General features: G+C 68.3%; 16 protein-coding genes. 10 read left to right on the forward strand and 6 right to left on the reverse strand.

All coding sequences use genetic code 11. The features are described from left to right. Window positions 1-22: 22 nt before the first annotated feature. A complete protein-coding gene (locus FQ377_RS11860) occupies window positions 23-3,664 on the reverse strand; it encodes a TM0106 family RecB-like putative nuclease (protein WP_148601478.1) in 3,642 nt (1,213 codons plus the stop codon). A gap of 216 nt (window positions 3,665-3,880) precedes the next feature. Between FQ377_RS11860 and FQ377_RS11865 the strand changes: the two genes are divergently transcribed. The 4 genes from FQ377_RS11865 (at window position 3,881) to FQ377_RS11880 (ending at window position 5,306) form a co-directional block, all read left to right on the forward strand. Beyond that, window positions 3,881-4,078, forward strand: a complete 198-nt coding sequence (locus tag FQ377_RS11865) for a CsbD family protein (RefSeq protein WP_148601479.1) — start codon at window positions 3,881-3,883, stop codon at window positions 4,076-4,078. 121 nt (window positions 4,079-4,199) lie between these two features. Then, the gene (locus FQ377_RS11870; protein ID WP_148601480.1) at window positions 4,200-4,670 is read left to right on the forward strand and encodes a DUF3817 domain-containing protein; all 471 of its coding nucleotides are present in this window, start codon (window positions 4,200-4,202) and stop codon (window positions 4,668-4,670) included. Further along, window positions 4,670-5,023 (forward strand): 2-polyprenylphenol hydroxylase, encoded by a 354-nt coding sequence (locus FQ377_RS11875; protein WP_148601481.1) that lies wholly within the window; start codon window positions 4,670-4,672, stop codon window positions 5,021-5,023. The genes FQ377_RS11870 and FQ377_RS11875 overlap by 1 nt, the downstream gene beginning before the upstream one ends. Beyond that, window positions 5,013-5,306 carry a DUF3253 domain-containing protein gene (locus FQ377_RS11880; protein ID WP_148601482.1) on the forward strand — a complete coding sequence of 98 codons (294 nt, stop codon included), beginning with the start codon at window positions 5,013-5,015 and terminating at the stop codon, window positions 5,304-5,306. The genes FQ377_RS11875 and FQ377_RS11880 overlap by 11 nt, the downstream gene beginning before the upstream one ends. 9 nt (window positions 5,307-5,315) lie before the next feature. On the opposite strand, the gene FQ377_RS14885 is transcribed toward FQ377_RS11880, so the two are convergent. The 4 genes from FQ377_RS14885 to FQ377_RS11895 all read right to left on the reverse strand — a co-directional run bounded on the left by FQ377_RS14885 (window position 5,316) and on the right by FQ377_RS11895 (window position 8,398). Then, window positions 5,316-5,666 carry a GNAT family N-acetyltransferase gene (locus FQ377_RS14885; RefSeq protein ID WP_187393347.1) on the reverse strand — a complete coding sequence of 117 codons (351 nt, stop codon included), beginning with the start codon at window positions 5,664-5,666 and terminating at the stop codon, window positions 5,316-5,318. Window positions 5,667-5,688: 22 nt separating this feature from the next. Further along, window positions 5,689-6,699, reverse strand: coding sequence for a pirin family protein (locus FQ377_RS11885; protein ID WP_187393348.1), 1,011 nt, complete (start codon window positions 6,697-6,699; stop codon window positions 5,689-5,691). Further along, the gene (locus FQ377_RS11890) at window positions 6,696-7,202 is read right to left on the reverse strand and encodes a carboxymuconolactone decarboxylase family protein (protein WP_148601483.1); all 507 of its coding nucleotides are present in this window, start codon (window positions 7,200-7,202) and stop codon (window positions 6,696-6,698) included. The genes FQ377_RS11885 and FQ377_RS11890 overlap by 4 nt, the downstream gene beginning before the upstream one ends. Window positions 7,203-7,360: 158 nt before the next feature. Continuing rightward, on the reverse strand, window positions 7,361-8,398 hold the full coding sequence (locus tag FQ377_RS11895; RefSeq protein ID WP_148601484.1) for an isopenicillin N synthase family dioxygenase: 1,038 nt from the start codon (window positions 8,396-8,398) through the stop codon (window positions 7,361-7,363). A gap of 213 nt (window positions 8,399-8,611) precedes the next feature. On the opposite strand from FQ377_RS11895, the gene FQ377_RS11900 reads away from it, so the two are divergent. From FQ377_RS11900 to heR, 5 genes are all read left to right on the forward strand, one after another. Beyond that, a complete protein-coding gene (locus FQ377_RS11900) occupies window positions 8,612-9,661 on the forward strand; it encodes an ABC transporter ATP-binding protein (protein WP_222861868.1) in 1,050 nt (349 codons plus the stop codon). Then, window positions 9,651-10,427 (forward strand): ABC transporter permease subunit, encoded by a 777-nt coding sequence (locus FQ377_RS11905; protein WP_187393349.1) that lies wholly within the window; start codon window positions 9,651-9,653, stop codon window positions 10,425-10,427. The genes FQ377_RS11900 and FQ377_RS11905 overlap by 11 nt, the downstream gene beginning before the upstream one ends. A gap of 5 nt (window positions 10,428-10,432) precedes the next feature. Then, window positions 10,433-11,305 (forward strand): ABC transporter permease, encoded by an 873-nt coding sequence (locus tag FQ377_RS11910; protein ID WP_187393350.1) that lies wholly within the window; start codon window positions 10,433-10,435, stop codon window positions 11,303-11,305. A gap of 34 nt (window positions 11,306-11,339) precedes the next feature. Continuing rightward, window positions 11,340-12,551 (forward strand): phospholipase D-like domain-containing protein, encoded by a 1,212-nt coding sequence (locus FQ377_RS11915; protein WP_222861869.1) that lies wholly within the window; start codon window positions 11,340-11,342, stop codon window positions 12,549-12,551. A 682-nt stretch (window positions 12,552-13,233) separates the two neighbouring features. Further along, window positions 13,234-14,079, forward strand: coding sequence for a heliorhodopsin HeR (gene heR, locus FQ377_RS11920; protein ID WP_148601488.1), 846 nt, complete (start codon window positions 13,234-13,236; stop codon window positions 14,077-14,079). A 39-nt stretch (window positions 14,080-14,118) separates the two neighbouring features. Here heR and FQ377_RS11925 read toward each other — a convergent pair whose 3' ends face one another. Further along, on the reverse strand, window positions 14,119-14,661 hold the full coding sequence (locus FQ377_RS11925) for a GNAT family N-acetyltransferase (protein ID WP_148601489.1): 543 nt from the start codon (window positions 14,659-14,661) through the stop codon (window positions 14,119-14,121). 148 nt (window positions 14,662-14,809) lie between these two features. Here FQ377_RS11925 and FQ377_RS11930 point away from each other — a divergent pair, with 148 nt between their 5' ends. After that, a complete protein-coding gene (locus tag FQ377_RS11930; RefSeq protein ID WP_148601490.1) occupies window positions 14,810-15,835 on the forward strand; it encodes an alpha/beta hydrolase in 1,026 nt (341 codons plus the stop codon). Window positions 15,836-16,049: the final 214 nt, after the last annotated feature.

Raw genomic sequence — 16,049 nt, forward strand, 5'->3', positions numbered from 1 at the left:
CCGGTCCGGCCTGCTTCTTCGTTTAACGCCCAGAGCCCTGGTGTCCGGGCTGGCAGAGTCCGATGAACGCCCCGAGGTCCTCGAGTCCGTCCGGTGAGCCTGGCAGGTAGTGGGTGAGCCGGGGCGAGCGGATGATCACGGCCCGCCACTGGCCGCGGGAGAGCGCGACGTTGATCCGGTGGCGGTCGAGCAGGAAGCCTGCGCCCCTGGCGGCCTCCGCGGCCGACGACGCCGCCAGGGTGAGCAGGACGACCACGGACTGCTGCCCCTGGAACCGGTCCACGGTACCCACCCGCACGGCCGCGTACCCTGCGGCGTCGAGGACGCGGCGCACCAGGCGCATCTGGGCGTTGTAGGGCGCGACCACGAGGATGTCGGCCTGGTCGAGGGGGCGGGGTGCCGCACCCGCCGCGGGAGTCCAGGGCAGTCCCAGATGCAGACCGACCTGCGTGCGGACCTCGGCCGCCTCCTCGGGCGAGGAGGTGGTGTTCCCCGCGTGCTCCACGACCACACAGTCGATGCCGGGAGCGGCGCCGTCGAGGGAGCGCTCGCGGGCAGCCGGGGCGGTCTCGAGCCGGCCCTCGTACGCGTAGTGGGAGACCGCCCTGCACAGCGCGGGGTGCATGCGCCAGGTGTCCGCGAGGAAGTACCCGTACCGGGCCGGCAGCGTCGTGTGCTCGGCGGACAGCCACCCCAGCGCGGAGTCATCCACCGGTGCCGGATGCGTCCCCTGGGTGACCTGGGGGAGCTGCTGCGGATCCCCGAGGAGGAGCAGCCGGCGCGCGGCCCGGGCGACGGCCATGGTGTTGGCCAGCGAGAACTGGCCCGCCTCGTCGACGACCAGCAGGTCCAGGCCTTCCGCCGGCACGAGCCTGCCCGTCATGGTCCACGCGGTTCCCCCGATCAGGCAGCCGTCCGGATCGTCCACGAGTCGTGCCACGTCCTGGTCCGATTGTTGCGACCAGGGCAGTTGCGACTGCTGGTCGCCGGGCTTCCCCTGGTCCCGGGGCTTCTTCGCCACGCGCTCGGCCGGGACCCCGGCGTCGATGGCGCGGCCGAGCAGATTCTCGACGACGGCGTGGGACTGGGCGACGACGCCGATCTTCCAGCCGGCCCGGACAAGTCGCTCGATCACGGCGGCCCCCACGTGGGTCTTCCCGGTGCCGGGTGGACCCTGCACCGCCAGATAGGAGGAGGACATCGCCTGCAGTGCTGCGACGATGGCCGCCACGTACCCGTCGTCGCCCGGAGGGACCGTGGGAAGTGTTCCGGCGGCATCGAGCCGGGGTGGCAGGCGCCGGAGGAGATCGAGCGCCGGGCCGGCCGGCAGGTCGGGTAGTGAGCCGGCCACGTCCTCGGCGAGGGCGGCGAGCGCGTCCTCCAGCGACCTGGTCCTGAGCGGTTGGTCGGGGGTCAGGGCCACGGGTAATTCGGACCGTTCCGGGGCGCCGCGCTTCGACCGCTCGCGGAGCAGGACGGTCGCCGTACCGTCGGTGTTCTCGTCCACCGCCAGGAGCTCGGCGCCGAACCAGCCGCCGCGGCCGGCTCCGCCGCTGTCCACCGAGTCGGCGTCCTCGGCTACGGGTGCGGCGTAGACGGCGAAGCAGGTGGAGCCCTCGCGGAACTCCGCTCCCGGCTCGATACGGACTGTGGCCCTCAGGACGCGGGCCGGGTTGGAGCGCGGGGTGGGGCGGGCCCAGTCGGTGTGCACCTCGACGGCGTGGAGGACCAGGACGTCGCGGGACTGCTCCCAGGCCTGGGTCGATGCCGCGAGGCGATCGAAGTGGGACCACCAGAACTGCTTGCGTTCGCGCCGGTGGTAGCCCACGGCAGCGGCCACCAGGGCGATGGCCTGCTGGTCCGCGGGGTCCGCTGCTTCAGGAGGATCGGTCAGGTGGTGGAGCAGCCTGGCCTCGGTAGGGTCCGGACCGTCGTCGGGCAGGTCGTCGGGCAGGTTGTGCGATTCCCGACCGGGGCGCTCTCCGACTGGTTGAGCCCCCCGGGCCGGGGCGGGGCTCGGCGGTGCGTCGCCGTCGCCTGTGGCACGGAGGTCCTGCAGGCCGAGCAGCCAGGCGCGGAGTCCCAGTGTCGAGAGGCAGTCGTACCGGTTGTAGTCGCTGATCCCCGCAAGGAGCTGTGCGGCGGCCGCGGCATCGCCGTCGTCCCGGGCCGCGCAGTAGGCCGCATAGGCCACCACGGAGGCGCCGGCGTCGGTGACGTCCCCGGATCTCAGGTTCGAGCCCATGTACAGGGGCTCGAGCTTCTTGAGGCTGTAGGAGCGCTCCGAGAGGCGCAGGCTGTGGCGCACGGTGTCGTAGAGGTCCACGAGGACGCCCTCGCGCAGCAGAGTGTCCACCGCGTCCTCCCCGATCACGTGGGTGAGGGACAGGCGGCGCAGGGCACTGCGCTCGTACGCCGCGTAGTGGTAGATGTGCAGCTCCGGGAACCGCCGGCGGCGCTCGGCCACATAGTCGAGGAAGCGTGCCAGCGCCGAGCGCTCCTCGGCCCGGGTGTGCGCCCAGAACGGGTGGAAGGGCGGGGCGCCGCCGGACGCGGGGAGTTCCAGCACACCGAACAGGTACTCGATGCCCCAGCTGCCGTCCACGGGGTCCTGCCAGAGCGGGTCACCCTCGAAATCGAAGAAGATGTCGCCCGGACTCGGCGCCGGCAGCGTGCCCAGGGTGTGCTCGGGGAGCACGCGATAGGAGACGGAGCGCTCCGTCCCGTCCGGGCCGGTGTACACGACGCCGCCGTCGGTCTCCGCCACGCCCACCTGGAGCCGGGCCTGGTCCCGCAGCCGGGCGGAGGTCGGGTCGCCCGCGCGTGGGGGCTGTGCTGCCAGCTGCTCGATGGTCAGGACGCCCTCGCTCCGGAGCTTCGCCCGGCGCTCTGTGGTCATGCCTGCGACGAGCAGCAGATCGCGGCTGACCTCCACCTGCTCGGTGCAGTAGGGGCAGCGGCCGCAGGCCTGTAGCCCGGACGCGCCCCACTCCACCGGGTGCGACTGGTCCCGCTGCGCCCCGACCAGGTCGAGGAACCGGTCGCGGCGCTCGCGGAAGACCGGGAGGAGATCGGGAAGGCTGTGCGTGGTGTGCGTGGTGTCGCCCAGCACGAGCGTCACCTCGGGCGACGTCGGGATCCCTGCGGCCTGCAGCTGGTCACCGTAGGCGGCGAGCTGCAGCAGGGCGCCCACCCTCGCCCGCCGGGCGAGTTTGGTGTCCCAGACGGCGTAGGAGGAATCGGGGCGGCGGACGAGGAAATCGGAGCGCCCGTGGAAGACGCCGTCGAAGAAGGCCGCCTGGAACACCACGGAGGCCCCCGAGTGCAGTGCATGGAGCGACTCCTCGTGCTTGTGTGCCAGCGTGGCACGGTCCATCGACTCGGCCGGTGCGACGTCGTACACGCCCGTGGGACGATCCGGTGACCACAGCCCGTGCTCGGCCACGAGTCCGTCCAGCACGCGGCGCTCGTGGACGTCCCCGAGCAGCGCTGCGCGCTCCGTCATGCCGTCCACCGCGAACTCTGCGCGTGGTGTCCGCCCGAGCTTCTCGTCGAGTACGCGCAGCACGCGGTACTCGCACTCCGACGCCGTCACCAGATCGGAGGCCGAGAACACCAGATCCGGTCGGCTGGACCGAGGGGAGCACGCCTCGAGCAGGAACATGGACCAGGGACCTTTCGCTCGGCGGGCAGGGTCCAGTCCATCATGATCCTCCGACAGGACGGCTCCGGCACGGTAGATTACCCCCATCGGCCGCAGCAGCGCGGGCCCGTGTCCCGGGGTGGTAGTCGTTCCGCGCGAGGGTCCTGTGCCGCTGAACCGCACCTCCGCGGGAGGATCCGCGGGACCGACCAGCAGTGACGAGGAAAGGATGTTCGCATGAGCTTCATCGACAAGGCGAAGAATAAAGCCGAGGAACTCTCGGGCAAGGCCAAGGAGGCCATCGGCGACTCGACCGACAACCACGATCTCAAGGCCGAGGGTCAGGGCGACCAGGCTTCGGCGTCCGGCAAGCAGGCCGGTGAGAACGTGAAGGATGCGGCGTCCAACGTCTCGAACGCCTTCAAGGGCAAGTAGTCCCGCATGTGAGAGCCCCGTGCCGATAGGTACGGGGCTCTCGCTGTGTCCGGGCTCGAGCGGCTCCGCGGCTCCGGGAAGAATGGAACAATCGGGGGAGACCCGATCACCAGGAGTACCGATGAATCCCCGCACGCTGTTCCGTTCCGTCGCCGTCGCGGAGGTGATGACGTGGGCCTTCCTGCTGCTGGGAATGTTCCTGAAGTACGTCACGCGGACCACCGAGGCGCTCGTGCCACCCGCAGGAGCCGTGCACGGGTTCGTCTTCCTGTGCTTCGTGGTCACAACGGTGTTCGTCTGGATCAACCAGCGCTGGTCGGCGGGCACCGGGGTGCTCGGCCTGGCCTCGGCGGTGATCCCGTTCGCGACCATCCCCTTCGAACGACGGATCGAACGCCGCGGGCAGCTGAGCGACACCTGGCGTCTGGGCCCCGGAGCGGAGGCTCCCGCGACGGTCCCCGAGAAACTGCAGGCCTGGGTGCTGCGCAGTCCGCTCGTCGCACTGCTGGTCGCCGTCGTGGGCATAGGTGTGGTCTTCAGCGTCCTGCTGATGCTCGGCCCGCCCGGATCATGGGGCGGTGAGGGCTCCTGATGAGTGATCTCGGTGGCACCACGGACGACAAGCGGTTCTTCCTCCACAGCGGACGCCGCTGGCGGAAGACCGATCCGTCCCTGCCGGAGGAGGTGAAGATCCGCCTCATGTCCCACCTCGGGCGTGGGCGCTCCGGCGTGCGCAACAGTTCCAAGGGCGACGCCGGAGGCGCCCTTCCGCGGGCACGGCGCACCGTCCAGCTCGCCAAGGAAGGCCTCGGCGAGCGGGGCACGCCGTGGTGGGAGCAGTCGGCGGCCCAGCGCGAGGCGCGGTGGACGGCGGCACTTGAGGAGCTCGAGGCGCTTCGCCCGAAGCCTCCCGGCACCGCCGGGGCCCCCGCCGATGACGACTGAGGCCCTTCCCGGGGCCCTGCGCGCGGAGATCCTGCGTATTGCGGAGCACCGCGGATACGGGAAGACGCTCTGCCCGTCCGAGGCCGCGCGCAGCATCGGTGGCGAGCAGTGGCGGGAGCTGATGCCCGCAGCGCGTCGCGTCGCCTTCGAACTCGCCGCGGCAGGGCTGGTCGAGGTCACGCAGGGCGGCGACCCTGTTGACGCCGACGCACGCGGTCCCGTCCGCATCCGCTGGGTGGACACGGGTGAATCCGACGGGCCGAACGGCGTACCCGCTCGGTGACGGGTCGGCTCAGGTCCCGGCGAGCTGCCGGACGGCCTGCAGATGCTCGCGCCGCACGGGTGAGGCGTGCTGCTGGTACTCCTCGTGATTCTTCAGCCACGTCTTGATGTACGGGCAGACAGGGACGATCGTCAGACCGGCAGCAATGGTGTCGTCGAGGGCGTGCCTGACCAGGATCGACGCGAGTCCCTGGCCGGCGTAGGCCTCGTCGACCTCGGTGTGATGGAAGATCCGTTCGTTCTGCCCCACGCCGCCGGCGGGCACGTACTCGGTCTTGCCGATAGCGGTGCCGTCGTCGAGGATCTCGTAGCAGTTCTTCGCCGCTGCGTGCTCGACGGTGGGAGTACTCTTCGGTTCCATGGAAACTCCTGATCGGCTGTGGCTAGCCGCGAGGTCGCAGCTGGACATTGGGTAGGACGGGGGCGGGCAGCGGTGCCGGTGTACCCTCCGGGAACGGGCCGAAGCGTAGGTGCGGGGGAATCCCACCGGGAGTCCCGTCCGGGGACGGGGTGGGTTCGGCGCCGATCTCGGCCTGCCATGCTTCCCGGTAGGCGGCCACTTCCTCGTGGGTCCGGCCGATGAAGTTCCACCACATGACGATCTGCTCACCGAGGGGCTCCCCACCCAGGATGAGTACCCGCACGGGGGACTGCTTCGCTTCCAGGATCAGCCGGGCATGCCCGGTGGGCAGGTATGCGAGATGGTCCACCGGAACGGCGGAGCCGTTGAGGGTCAGGTCACCGGTATCCAGGAGGACGCCGTGTTCGAAGGACGGATCCAGTTCCAGTTCGAGGGTCTCTCCGGCGCTGATCACTGCCTCGGCGGCGAGCAGGGGCGGTGTGTAGGTCTCCACGGGCGAGGTGGAGCCGGCGAGGGACCCGAGGAAGACCTTCAGCTCGGCGCCGGCGAGACGGACGGGCTCCGGGGCGAAGCGCTCGAAGGTCGGCAGCATGTGACGCGTGGAGTCAGGCAGTGCGAACCAGAGCTGCGCGCCGTGCAGCACCGTGGTGTCGTGGGTGGAGAGTTCCTGGTGGGAGATGCCGCGACCGGCGACCATGAGATTGACCTCGCCAGGTTCGACGGTCGCGGTGTTCCCGGCAGAATCCCGATGGTCGATCTTGCCGGAGAACAGCCAGCTGACAGTGGCCAGCCCGGTATGCGGATGGCGTGCCACCGACATGCCGCCGGAGGTGGAGACCAGATCCGGACCGTAATGGTCCAGGAAGCACCAGGAACCGATCAAACTGCGCTTCCGCTGCGGCAGCGTCCGGCGTACGGGCATGGCACGGGGTCCGCCCAGCGGAACATCGCGCGGGGGCAGGACCTCCACCCCGTCAGGGTGTCCCTGCTGCCGGCACAGTGTTTCCTTGGGGGCTACCTCGAGATTGCTCATGATGCCTCCGCTGCTGCTTTCTGCGTGGCGTTCTTGCCTGCTCCAGGACGGAGGCGCACGGGATGGCCGCTGAGGATCGAGACCCGGTTGAAGGCATTCATGGTCACGGCAGCCCACTGGAGGGCCGAGAACTGCTCATCGGTGAGCTCTGCCCGCGCGGCCGCCAACTCCGTCTGGAGCCGCTCGTGGTCGGGGAGTTCCGTGGCGGCTTCCCCGATCATGAGGGCGGCGCGTTCGGTGGTGGAGAACACCGTGGTATCCCGCCAGGCGGGAAGGACGGCGACCTGCTGCTCGCTGGCCCCCGCCTGACGCGCGAGCCGGACATGCAGGTCGAGGCAGAAGGCACAGCCGTTGAGCTGGGAGATCCGGACGTTGACCAGTTCGACGGTGGAGCGCGGCAGACCGGCCTGCTCGACCGCCTCGGCGACCTTGAGCGCCAGACCGTTCAGGGCCCTCCAGCTGGCGGGGTCCGACTTGTCGAGAAAAAGATCCTTGCCTGTCATGCTGCTCCTCACGTCGACCGGTCGAGGGTGACCGCGATTCGTTCCCAGTGCTCCTCCCAGTCTGTCTCACCCGGTACGACTTCGGGAACGGGGCACGGTCCGGTGCCGGCCGAATCGGGCACGGGTTTCAGGCGCGGGCCTTCACCCGACGGCGGGGATCAGGCGGTCCGGCGCGAGAGGAGCTCCGGGTGGTGGAGTTCGGTGACATCCGGGTGGGCGCGGACGCGGCCCTTGAGGACGTTGGAGCCGTAGGAGGAGAGCATCGGGTTCTCCGGGTCGTCGGAGACCCCGCGCGCCGAGGCCCTCAGCTCATCGCTGAGGGGAACCGGCTCGATGACGGCGTCGAGGCGTGGTGACCAGAAGAACGGGATGGCGTAGCGGTCCACGCCGGGGGCAGGAGCGGTCACGCGGTGGACGGTGGCTGCGAGGTATCCCTCGGTGGCCACCTCGAGCATCTCGCCCAGGTTCACCACGAGCGCTCCGGGGACCGGCGTGACGGGAACCCAGGTGTCCGTGCCGTGGGGGAGTACCTCCAGTCCGCCCACCTCGTCCTGTAGCAGCAGTGTCACGAAGCCGTAGTCCGCATGGGCGCCGACGCCCTGCGATCCTGCCTCGTCGACCACTCCGCCCACGTAGTGGACGAGCTTCGCCATCCACGCCGGCGTCGCAGCGAACGCTTCGGCGAAGTGGTCTTCCGGCAGGTGAAGGGCGACGGCGATCGCCGACAGCAGCTCGGCGCCCACCTGCGACATCAGGTCCGCCCAGGCCATGGCCCGGTCCTCGAGTTCCGGCAGGGTCTCGCGGGGCCACAGATTGGGGCCCTGCAGGAGCCAGTACGGTTCGTCCGCCGGGTACTCGGCCACGGGTGCGCGTTCGGGGGAGAAGTCGATCTGCTCGCGGGCATCGGGGCGGCCGCGCGTGATCTCGGTCCCCAGGCCGGCGTAGCCGCGGAAGTGGGGGGAGGTGCGGTTGTGGATCGCGAGGCGTTGCTCGAGCGGCAGCTCGAAGAACCGGCGGGTGACGTCGAAGAGGTCATCGACCTGGGTGGGGGCGGCGCCGTAGCCGACCACGTGGAAGAAGCCGACGGTGTGTGCGGCGGCACGCAGCTCCTCGATGAACTCCGGGGTGAAGGAGCCATCGGCGGAACGCGCGGTACTGAGGTCAAGGGTGGGGATCGATCCCGGGGTGTGCAGCATGCGCAGGAGGCTACGCCCGGTCCCCGGATGGTGGCTCCTTTGCATTACGCCGTGTTGCGCCGCACGCAGGGCCGGTGCCGTCCGTTCGCCCAGCTGCCCCTTCACTCCTCCCGCGATGTGGAGGACACTATGAAGCGTCTCGAGGCTATCGATGAGGCGCCGGGGAGACTCCCCGTTTGATCGCCCGGTATCACGCCCAGCGAGGAGCGCCCGGTGAGTGACGAGGTCGAAGCAGCAGCCACGTCCGTAGATCGTGACCGCGAACCCACGCCATCGGGACCGGCAGAGTCACCGGATGCCTCGGGTACAGCGGCCATCGAAATTGTCGGCCTGACCAAGCAGTTCAAGGACTTCACCGCCGTGGAGGAGCTGGACCTGGAGATCGGCCGCGGAGAGATCTTCGGATTCCTCGGACCCAACGGTGCCGGAAAATCCACGACCATCAGGATGCTGCTCGATCAGTTGCGACCCTCCTCCGGATCGGCGCGGGTCCTGGGTCTCGCTGTGGGGCCGGACTCGCTCGAGATCCACCGACGCATCGGCTACATCCCGGGCGATCTGGCGCTGTACCCGAAGCTCACCGGTATCCAGACGCTGCGGTACTTCGCACGGCTGCGCGGAAATGTGGACTGGTCCTACGTGCTGGAACTGGCTGAACGCCTGGAAGCAGACCTCGGGAAGAAAGTGGCGGACTACTCGACCGGCAACCGGCAGAAGATCGGTCTCATCCAGGCCTTCATGCACCGCCCCGAGCTGCTCATCCTCGACGAGCCCAATGCCGGCCTCGATCCCCTCATGCAGCAGACCTTCCACGAGATGCTGCGCGAGGTACGCGCTGCCGGTCGCACCGTCTTCCTGTCCTCCCACACCCTCTCCGAGGTGGAGCGCGTCGCGGACCGCGTCGGGATCATCCGGCGGGGGAAGCTCGTCGTCGTCGAGCGGGTGGACGAGCTCAAGCGCAAGGCCATCCGACGCCTGGACTTCGAGTTCGACCAGCCGGTCCCGATCGACATGTTCGAGGGCGTCGCCGGTGTGCGGGACGCCGAGATCGACGGCGTCCACGCCGGGATCGCCTACGAGGGGAGCGTCAACGACGTCCTGCAGGCGGCCCTGGTCCATGAGGTGGTCAATCTGCACTCCCGGGACGCGGATCTCGAGGAGATCTTCCTGGCCTTCTACCGTTCCGACGATTCCCCCGCCCCGTTGTCACCGGCCCGGACCGCGACAGCATCGGCGCCCAGGGCGGGACGCCATGTTCGCTGAGGTCCTGCGGCACGAGAGTCGACAACGCGCGGTCCCGACCGGCGTCCTCGGCGGGACCCTCGCCGTCTTCACCTTCTTCGGGCTCGCCGTCTCCGGCAGCCTCGGCTCCGCCCTCGACTCCCTGACCGCCTCCATGCCCGAGGCACTGACGGCGTTCATCGGCGGCGATTCACCGGGCGGCTACGTGGTGGGTGAGATCTTCACCCTGATGGCACCCATCGCCCTCGTCGCCTACGGCATCATCGCGGGAGCCGGCCTCTTCGCGGGGGAGGAGCGCGAGGGCACCATGGCCGTCCTGTCGGCGCAACCGGTGACCCGGCGAAGTCTCCTCCTTGCGAAGGCCTGCAGCCTCCTCCTGAGCCTGGTCGTCATCGCCGGGCTCTTCTGGGGCGGGATGACAGTGGCCGCGCTCGTCTTCGATTCCGAGCTCACCGCAGGTGCACTGGCGGCCGGCAGCACCCATCTGGTGATGCTCGCCCTGGCCTTCGCCGCCGTGGCCCTCGCGGTCGGGGCAGCCACCGGCCGTCCCGAGCTGGCCTCCGGAACAGCAGGCGGCCTCGCGGTCATCTCCTATCTGACCTCGGCCATGCTGCCGCTCGCCGGTCTGGAGCAGTGGGCACGGCTCAGCCCGTGGCACTACGCCCTGGGCAGTGATCCGCTGCGCAACGGGATCGATCTTTCCCACCTGGGTGCCTTCGCAGCCATCATCGTCGTCGCACTGGTCGCCGGTCTCGTCGCCGTGAACCGGCGCGACCTGAAGGGATGAACCTCATGACCGCAGCACCCATCACGCCTTCCACTCGCGACAGCACCTCCGGGGGTGGTCGCGGACCGGCCCGTTCGGTCGGCAGGCACTTCGCCACGATCTGGGCCCGCGCCGTCGGCGACAAGCTGGTACTCGTATCCGTCCTGGCCGTCTACGGTCTGGTCATCGGTGCGGGAGTCGGTGCCCTCTGGCCACCTCTGCGCGATACTTTCGCAGATCTGGCCCAGAACCTACCCGCTGCTTTCGACCAGATCCTGGGCGGGATATCACTGGCCACCCCTGAGGGCTGGCTCCACGCGGAAATGCTCTCGATCCTCGCTCCGGGCTTCCTCATCGCCGCGGCGATCATCTCCGCCGGAGCCGCGACGGCGGGTGAGGAGCAGGCTCGCACCCTCGGGCTGGTCCTGTCCTCCGGGGTGGGTCGTACCACCTTCCTCGCGGCCAAGACCGCCGCCGTGGTGACACATCTGCTGCTGGTCAGCGTCGCGATGTTCCTCGGGATGGTCATCGGCAACGCGAGCGGTGACATGGGGATCGCCATCGGAGCCCTGGCATCCTCCGCACTCTGGGTCTTCCTGTTCGGTCTGATGTATGCGGCGATAGCGCTGACCCTCGGCGCTCTCCTCGGCGACCGGCGCCTGAGCTCGGCGATCACCGCAGGGATCGCGGCCGTCTCGTTCGTCCTCGCGACCTTCCTGCCGCTGAACGATGCGCTGACCGGGTGGGCCAAGGTCAATCTCTGGTATCCCTACAGCGGAAACGTGCCGGTGGTCGACGGCATCGACGGCGGACTGGCTGCGGTCATGGTCGGTATCGCCGTCGTGGTCGCCCTTGTCGGCCTCGTCGGTTTCCGCCGCCGCGCCGACCTCCGCGGTTGAGGCCCGGCGCGGTGTCCGCCGGATGATCCGCGATGTGACGGGACTGGCCGTCGTCCTGGGCGCGATCCTCCTGGTCCTCGACCTCGCCCTGCGTATCGGTGCGCTGATCACCTTCCCGCAGGGGCGCAGACCGACTGCAGCCATGGCCTGGCTCCTGGCGATCTTCTTCATCCCGGTGATCGGCACCATCGTGTTCCTGCTCATCGGGAGCCCGCACCTTCCCCGATCGCGTCGTGAGAAGCAGGCGACCATGAGCGACACCATCAGGGCCGTCGACCCGGGCGCGCTGGATCTGGTCACCGAGGCCCCGGATCCGCCGTGGATCCGCCCGGTCGTGCGCCTGAACCGACGGCTGGGCGCTATGCCCATGCTCAGGGGCAACACCACGACCCTCATCACGGGATACGCAGCGGAACTCGCCGCCCTGACGTCGGCCGTCGAGTCCGCTCGGCACTCTGTCCACCTCCAGACGTACATCCTGTCCCTCGATGAGACCACGACCGAGTTCTTCGATGCGGTGACCCGCGCCGTACGCAGGGGTGTCACGGTGAGGGTGTTGCTCGACCACATCGGGTCCTGGCGCTCTCCGAACTACCGCGCAACCATCGAGAAGCTCACGAGCGCCGGCATCGATCGGCACCTGATGTTGCCGGTACAACCCCTCCGGGGGCGGTACCAGCGACCTGACCTCAGCAACCATCGCAAGGCGATGATCGTCGACGGCGAGAGGGCCTTCGTCGGCTCGCTCAACATCATCGACGCGAGCTACAACAAGAGGGCGAACCTGCGTCGCGGCCTCCAGTGGACGGACGTCCTGGTCGAGCTGGGCGGTCCCGTGGTGTACGGGATCGAGGCCGCCTTCCCCACCGACTGGTACAGCGAGACCGGAGACTACACCACGCCGCTGCCGATCCTGCGAGGCAGCTTCGACCTACTCATCTCGCTCTACGCCGGGCCGGTCTGGGAACACTGTCGACACTATCTCTCGTCACAGGGCAGCTTGCTGGCCAATACCAGTCACGGAGATGCCAGCCTTGCCGCACTCGATCCGGTCCTCCGGCTTGTTGCCACGGTGCACCAGCGCGACGGCGGGTACCGACTCGATACCGCGGGCCTCGACGGCTATCTCATCCCCCGACGACCGTCGGCAGCCGACCCCGACACCATTCGTCGCCAGGGGCGGGGCATCGCCTACACCAGGACCGCTTTCGCGTACGTTTTCGAATTCGCCGGGGCTCGCCGCTGATTCATGGCCCACGACTGCACCTCTCTGGAGTAGCTCCCCGCCCTCATAGGGCAAGCACCCGACCGGTTCGTGCTCGTCGAGGCATTCCAGGACGACGCCCCCGCCGAAGCAAGTGGTGTGCACAATTGCGCATCTTCTTGTTCCTGCGTAGCGTCTGCCACATGGATGGCGGCAAGGAACCAGAGCAGACGTCGGCCGGCCGTCCCGAAGGCACGGGTAGGGTGTTCTTTCCATTGGTATCGTATTCCTTGTCGTCGCAATTTCGATAATGTTTTCGGGAACGACGTTCTGGGCTGCCTTTTTACCGTGAGCATCACGTTCCTCATCCTTGGGCTACAAAAGCCTTCAAGCAAGGGTGAGCCCCCATCCGGCTGGACTTCGCAGGGCCGACTGTAAGTGGCGTATCCAGAGAGTCGATCTGCCACCGCCGGAGATCGGCGGCAAACCACTGCAAACACCACGTGCTCTCCTCCTGTGATGCAGAAGGCGGGTGTAGATCGCTCTGCCAATCAGCCGCGCTCAGCTTCATTGGCTGACTGGGTGAGTTCTTCGGTCGCGCCGGAAGGCAATGCAGAGCGGGTCTCGGTACTCGAAACAGCCGGCGAATTTACCGCCAGGAAATGTCGCGGTCCGGAGTCCGATCCGGTATCACATTCGATCCAATGGTGACACAATCTTATTCATGAGTGTTTCTCCTTTGGAGCTGCAGACCACGTCCGTGCAGATAGCGTTCCGCACGGCCACACGGTTGCGGGTCTTCAACGCTGTCATGGGGTTTCTTCATCTGGCCTCGGGATCACTCATGGTGGCGCTCAGTAACGACTTCTCCCTACCGGTGTCGACGTTCGCGTTGAACGGCACCCCAGGGACATCCTTGTCGCAGGGTGTCACCAATCTCGTCTTCGATGTGCCTCTGGGCATCGCGACGGCATCTTTCCTGTTCCTGTCTGCCTTCTTCCACTTCCTGATCGCCTCACCCATCGGTTTCCACCGCTACATCGGGGAGCTCTCCAGAGGACGTAATCGTTTCCGGTGGGTTGAGTACAGTGTGTCCTCCACGCTCATGATCGTGCTCATCAGCCTGATTCTGGGGATCTCGGACATAGCAGCACTCATCGGTCTGGGTATCGCCAACATCTCGATGATCCTCTTCGGATGGCTGATGGAGATGACGAACAACGGACTCATGCACGACGCGGACGGACGCCCACAACGCGGGCAGCGCGCCTGGTGGACGCCCTTCTGGTTCGGCTGCGTTGCCGGCATCGGCCCGTGGCTGGCCGTGGCGGTCTACCTGATCGTCAATGTCGGCGTCGAGGGTGGGGAAGGGCCCCCGGGATTCGTGTACGGCATCATCATCTCGCTGTTCGTCTTCTTCAACAGCTTCGCGATCAACCAGTGGCTCCAGTACAAGCAGGTCGGCCGCTGGAGGAACTACCTCACCGGCGAACGGACCTACATCGTGCTCAGCCTCATCGCCAAGACCCTCCTGGCATGGCAGGTCTTCGCCAACGTACTGATCGGCTAGGACAAGCGAGCACGTTGTGTCTCAGTCGACCGAGACCGATCACGGGGCCATGGCCAACGGCTGCTCGAGGATGAAATCGTCTTCGAACCGGTCCCCTAGGCGGAACCGCTTGGTGCCGACGATCCGGAAGCCGCTCTTCTCGTAGAAGCGGATGGCGCGGGGATTCTCCTGGTTCACGCCGAGCCATACTCCGGGCAGTCCTGAGCGCGCAGCGAGCTCCAGTGTCGCCGCCATGAGTGCGGCGGCCGTACCCCGCCCGTGCTGCTCGGGATGGACGTAGAACTTGCTCAGCTCCACCACCGGGGAGAGGGACAGGGCGTCGAGCACATCCGCGTCAGCGGGCTGGTCGAGGACCACCATGCTCCACCCCACGACCCGCGCGTCCTCCCGGAGGCAGAGGATCGTGTGGCCGGGCATGCCGACCAGGGCAGCAAAACGCGCAGCCGAGAGGTGCGTGGCGATGTGCCGCTCGATGTCCTCGGGGCGCGATGCCGGAGGGCAGGCGAGGGGGAAGGTGATCGCGGCGCACTCGGCCAGTGCCTCGGCATCGTCCGCTGTCGCCGTCGTGATCCGGATGCTCATGATCCCAATCTAGGGCCGATGGAGGCGTGGCTCGGAGCAGATGGACCCGGCCCCGGGCAGAACCGGTGCAAGACTGGGTCCGGAGGCCCGGCAGTGACGCCGTACCGGGCAGCGCACGCCGGAAACAGGTCAGGGAGGACCACGATCGATGACGACCACACAGCAGCACACGTACGGACCGGACGTCCTGGGCGAGGGCTACGAGGCACGGACCATCCCCCTGCGGCCCGACGAGGAGGGCGAGGTCGTGGCCACGCTGGTGCGCCGGGCCCTACCGGGAGGATCGCGGCGCGCAGTCCTCTACGTGCACGGCTTCGTGGACTACTTCTTCCAGCAGCATCTCGCCGACGCCTGGCTCGGGGCCGGGTTCGACTTCTACGCCCTGGATTTGCGGAAGTACGGGCGCTCGCTGCGTGAGCACCAGAGCCCCAACTACATCACGGCTCTCGAGGCCTACGACGAGGAGCTGGATGCCGCAGCCCGGATCATCCGTGAGGAGGAAAGCCACGACGTCCTCGTGGTCATGGGCCATTCGACCGGCGGTCTGGTGACCTCGCTGTGGGCCCACGACCGGCGCGGGCGCGGCATCGTCGACGCGCTGGTGCTCAACAGCCCGTGGTTCGATCTCAACGCGGGCTTCCTCCAGCGCACGGTCGGCACCCTCGCGGTGCGTAAGCTCGGCACGCTGAAGCCGAAGACCGTGGTCAGCTCCCTCGGATCCGCCTACGGGCGCTTCCTGCACCGGGAATCCAGCGGGGAGTGGGACTACGATCTCGCTTGGAAGCCGCACCGGGGTTTTCCCGTGGTCGCCGGGTGGTTGCGGGCCATCCGCGCCGGGCACGCACGGCTCAATCGCGGTCTCGCCATCGACTGCCCGGTGTTCGTGGCCTGCTCCGACGCGAGCTCGAACCCTGTCCGGGAACCAGATCGCGTCTCCTCCACGGACGTGGTGCTCGACGTCGGCCAGATAGCCCGCCGCACCCCGAAGCTGGGCGGGCTCGTCACCCTGGTGCGCATCACCGGCGGGATCCACGACCTGACGCTCTCGCCGGAACCGGCACGGTCCGCGTTCTTCGCCGAGCTGGAGCGCTGGCGGGCGGCCTATGTTCCGGCGGGGCCGGCGGATTCAGGGCGAACCGAGGGGCGCAGGGAGGGACCAGGGCGTGCCTGTTGATGCATCGAACCGGCCTGGGCTGGTCCGGGAAGCGGTGGTCACCGGGGGGTGACAAGCTCCATTCAGGCGATGGGGTCGGTTGGCGTGTTCATGACGGTCCCGCATCCGATGCCGATACTCTGGTGGTACTACCCGAGCCAGCGGGGTTGCTCAGGGCCGTGGACGGGTTTCTTCGCGGCCGTCGTCGGTGCTGTGTTTCTGACGATACGAGGCG

It is taken from the genome of Arthrobacter echini (assembly GCF_008107445.1).
Lineage (GTDB): Bacteria > Actinomycetota > Actinomycetes > Actinomycetales > Micrococcaceae > Arthrobacter_D > Arthrobacter_D echini_A.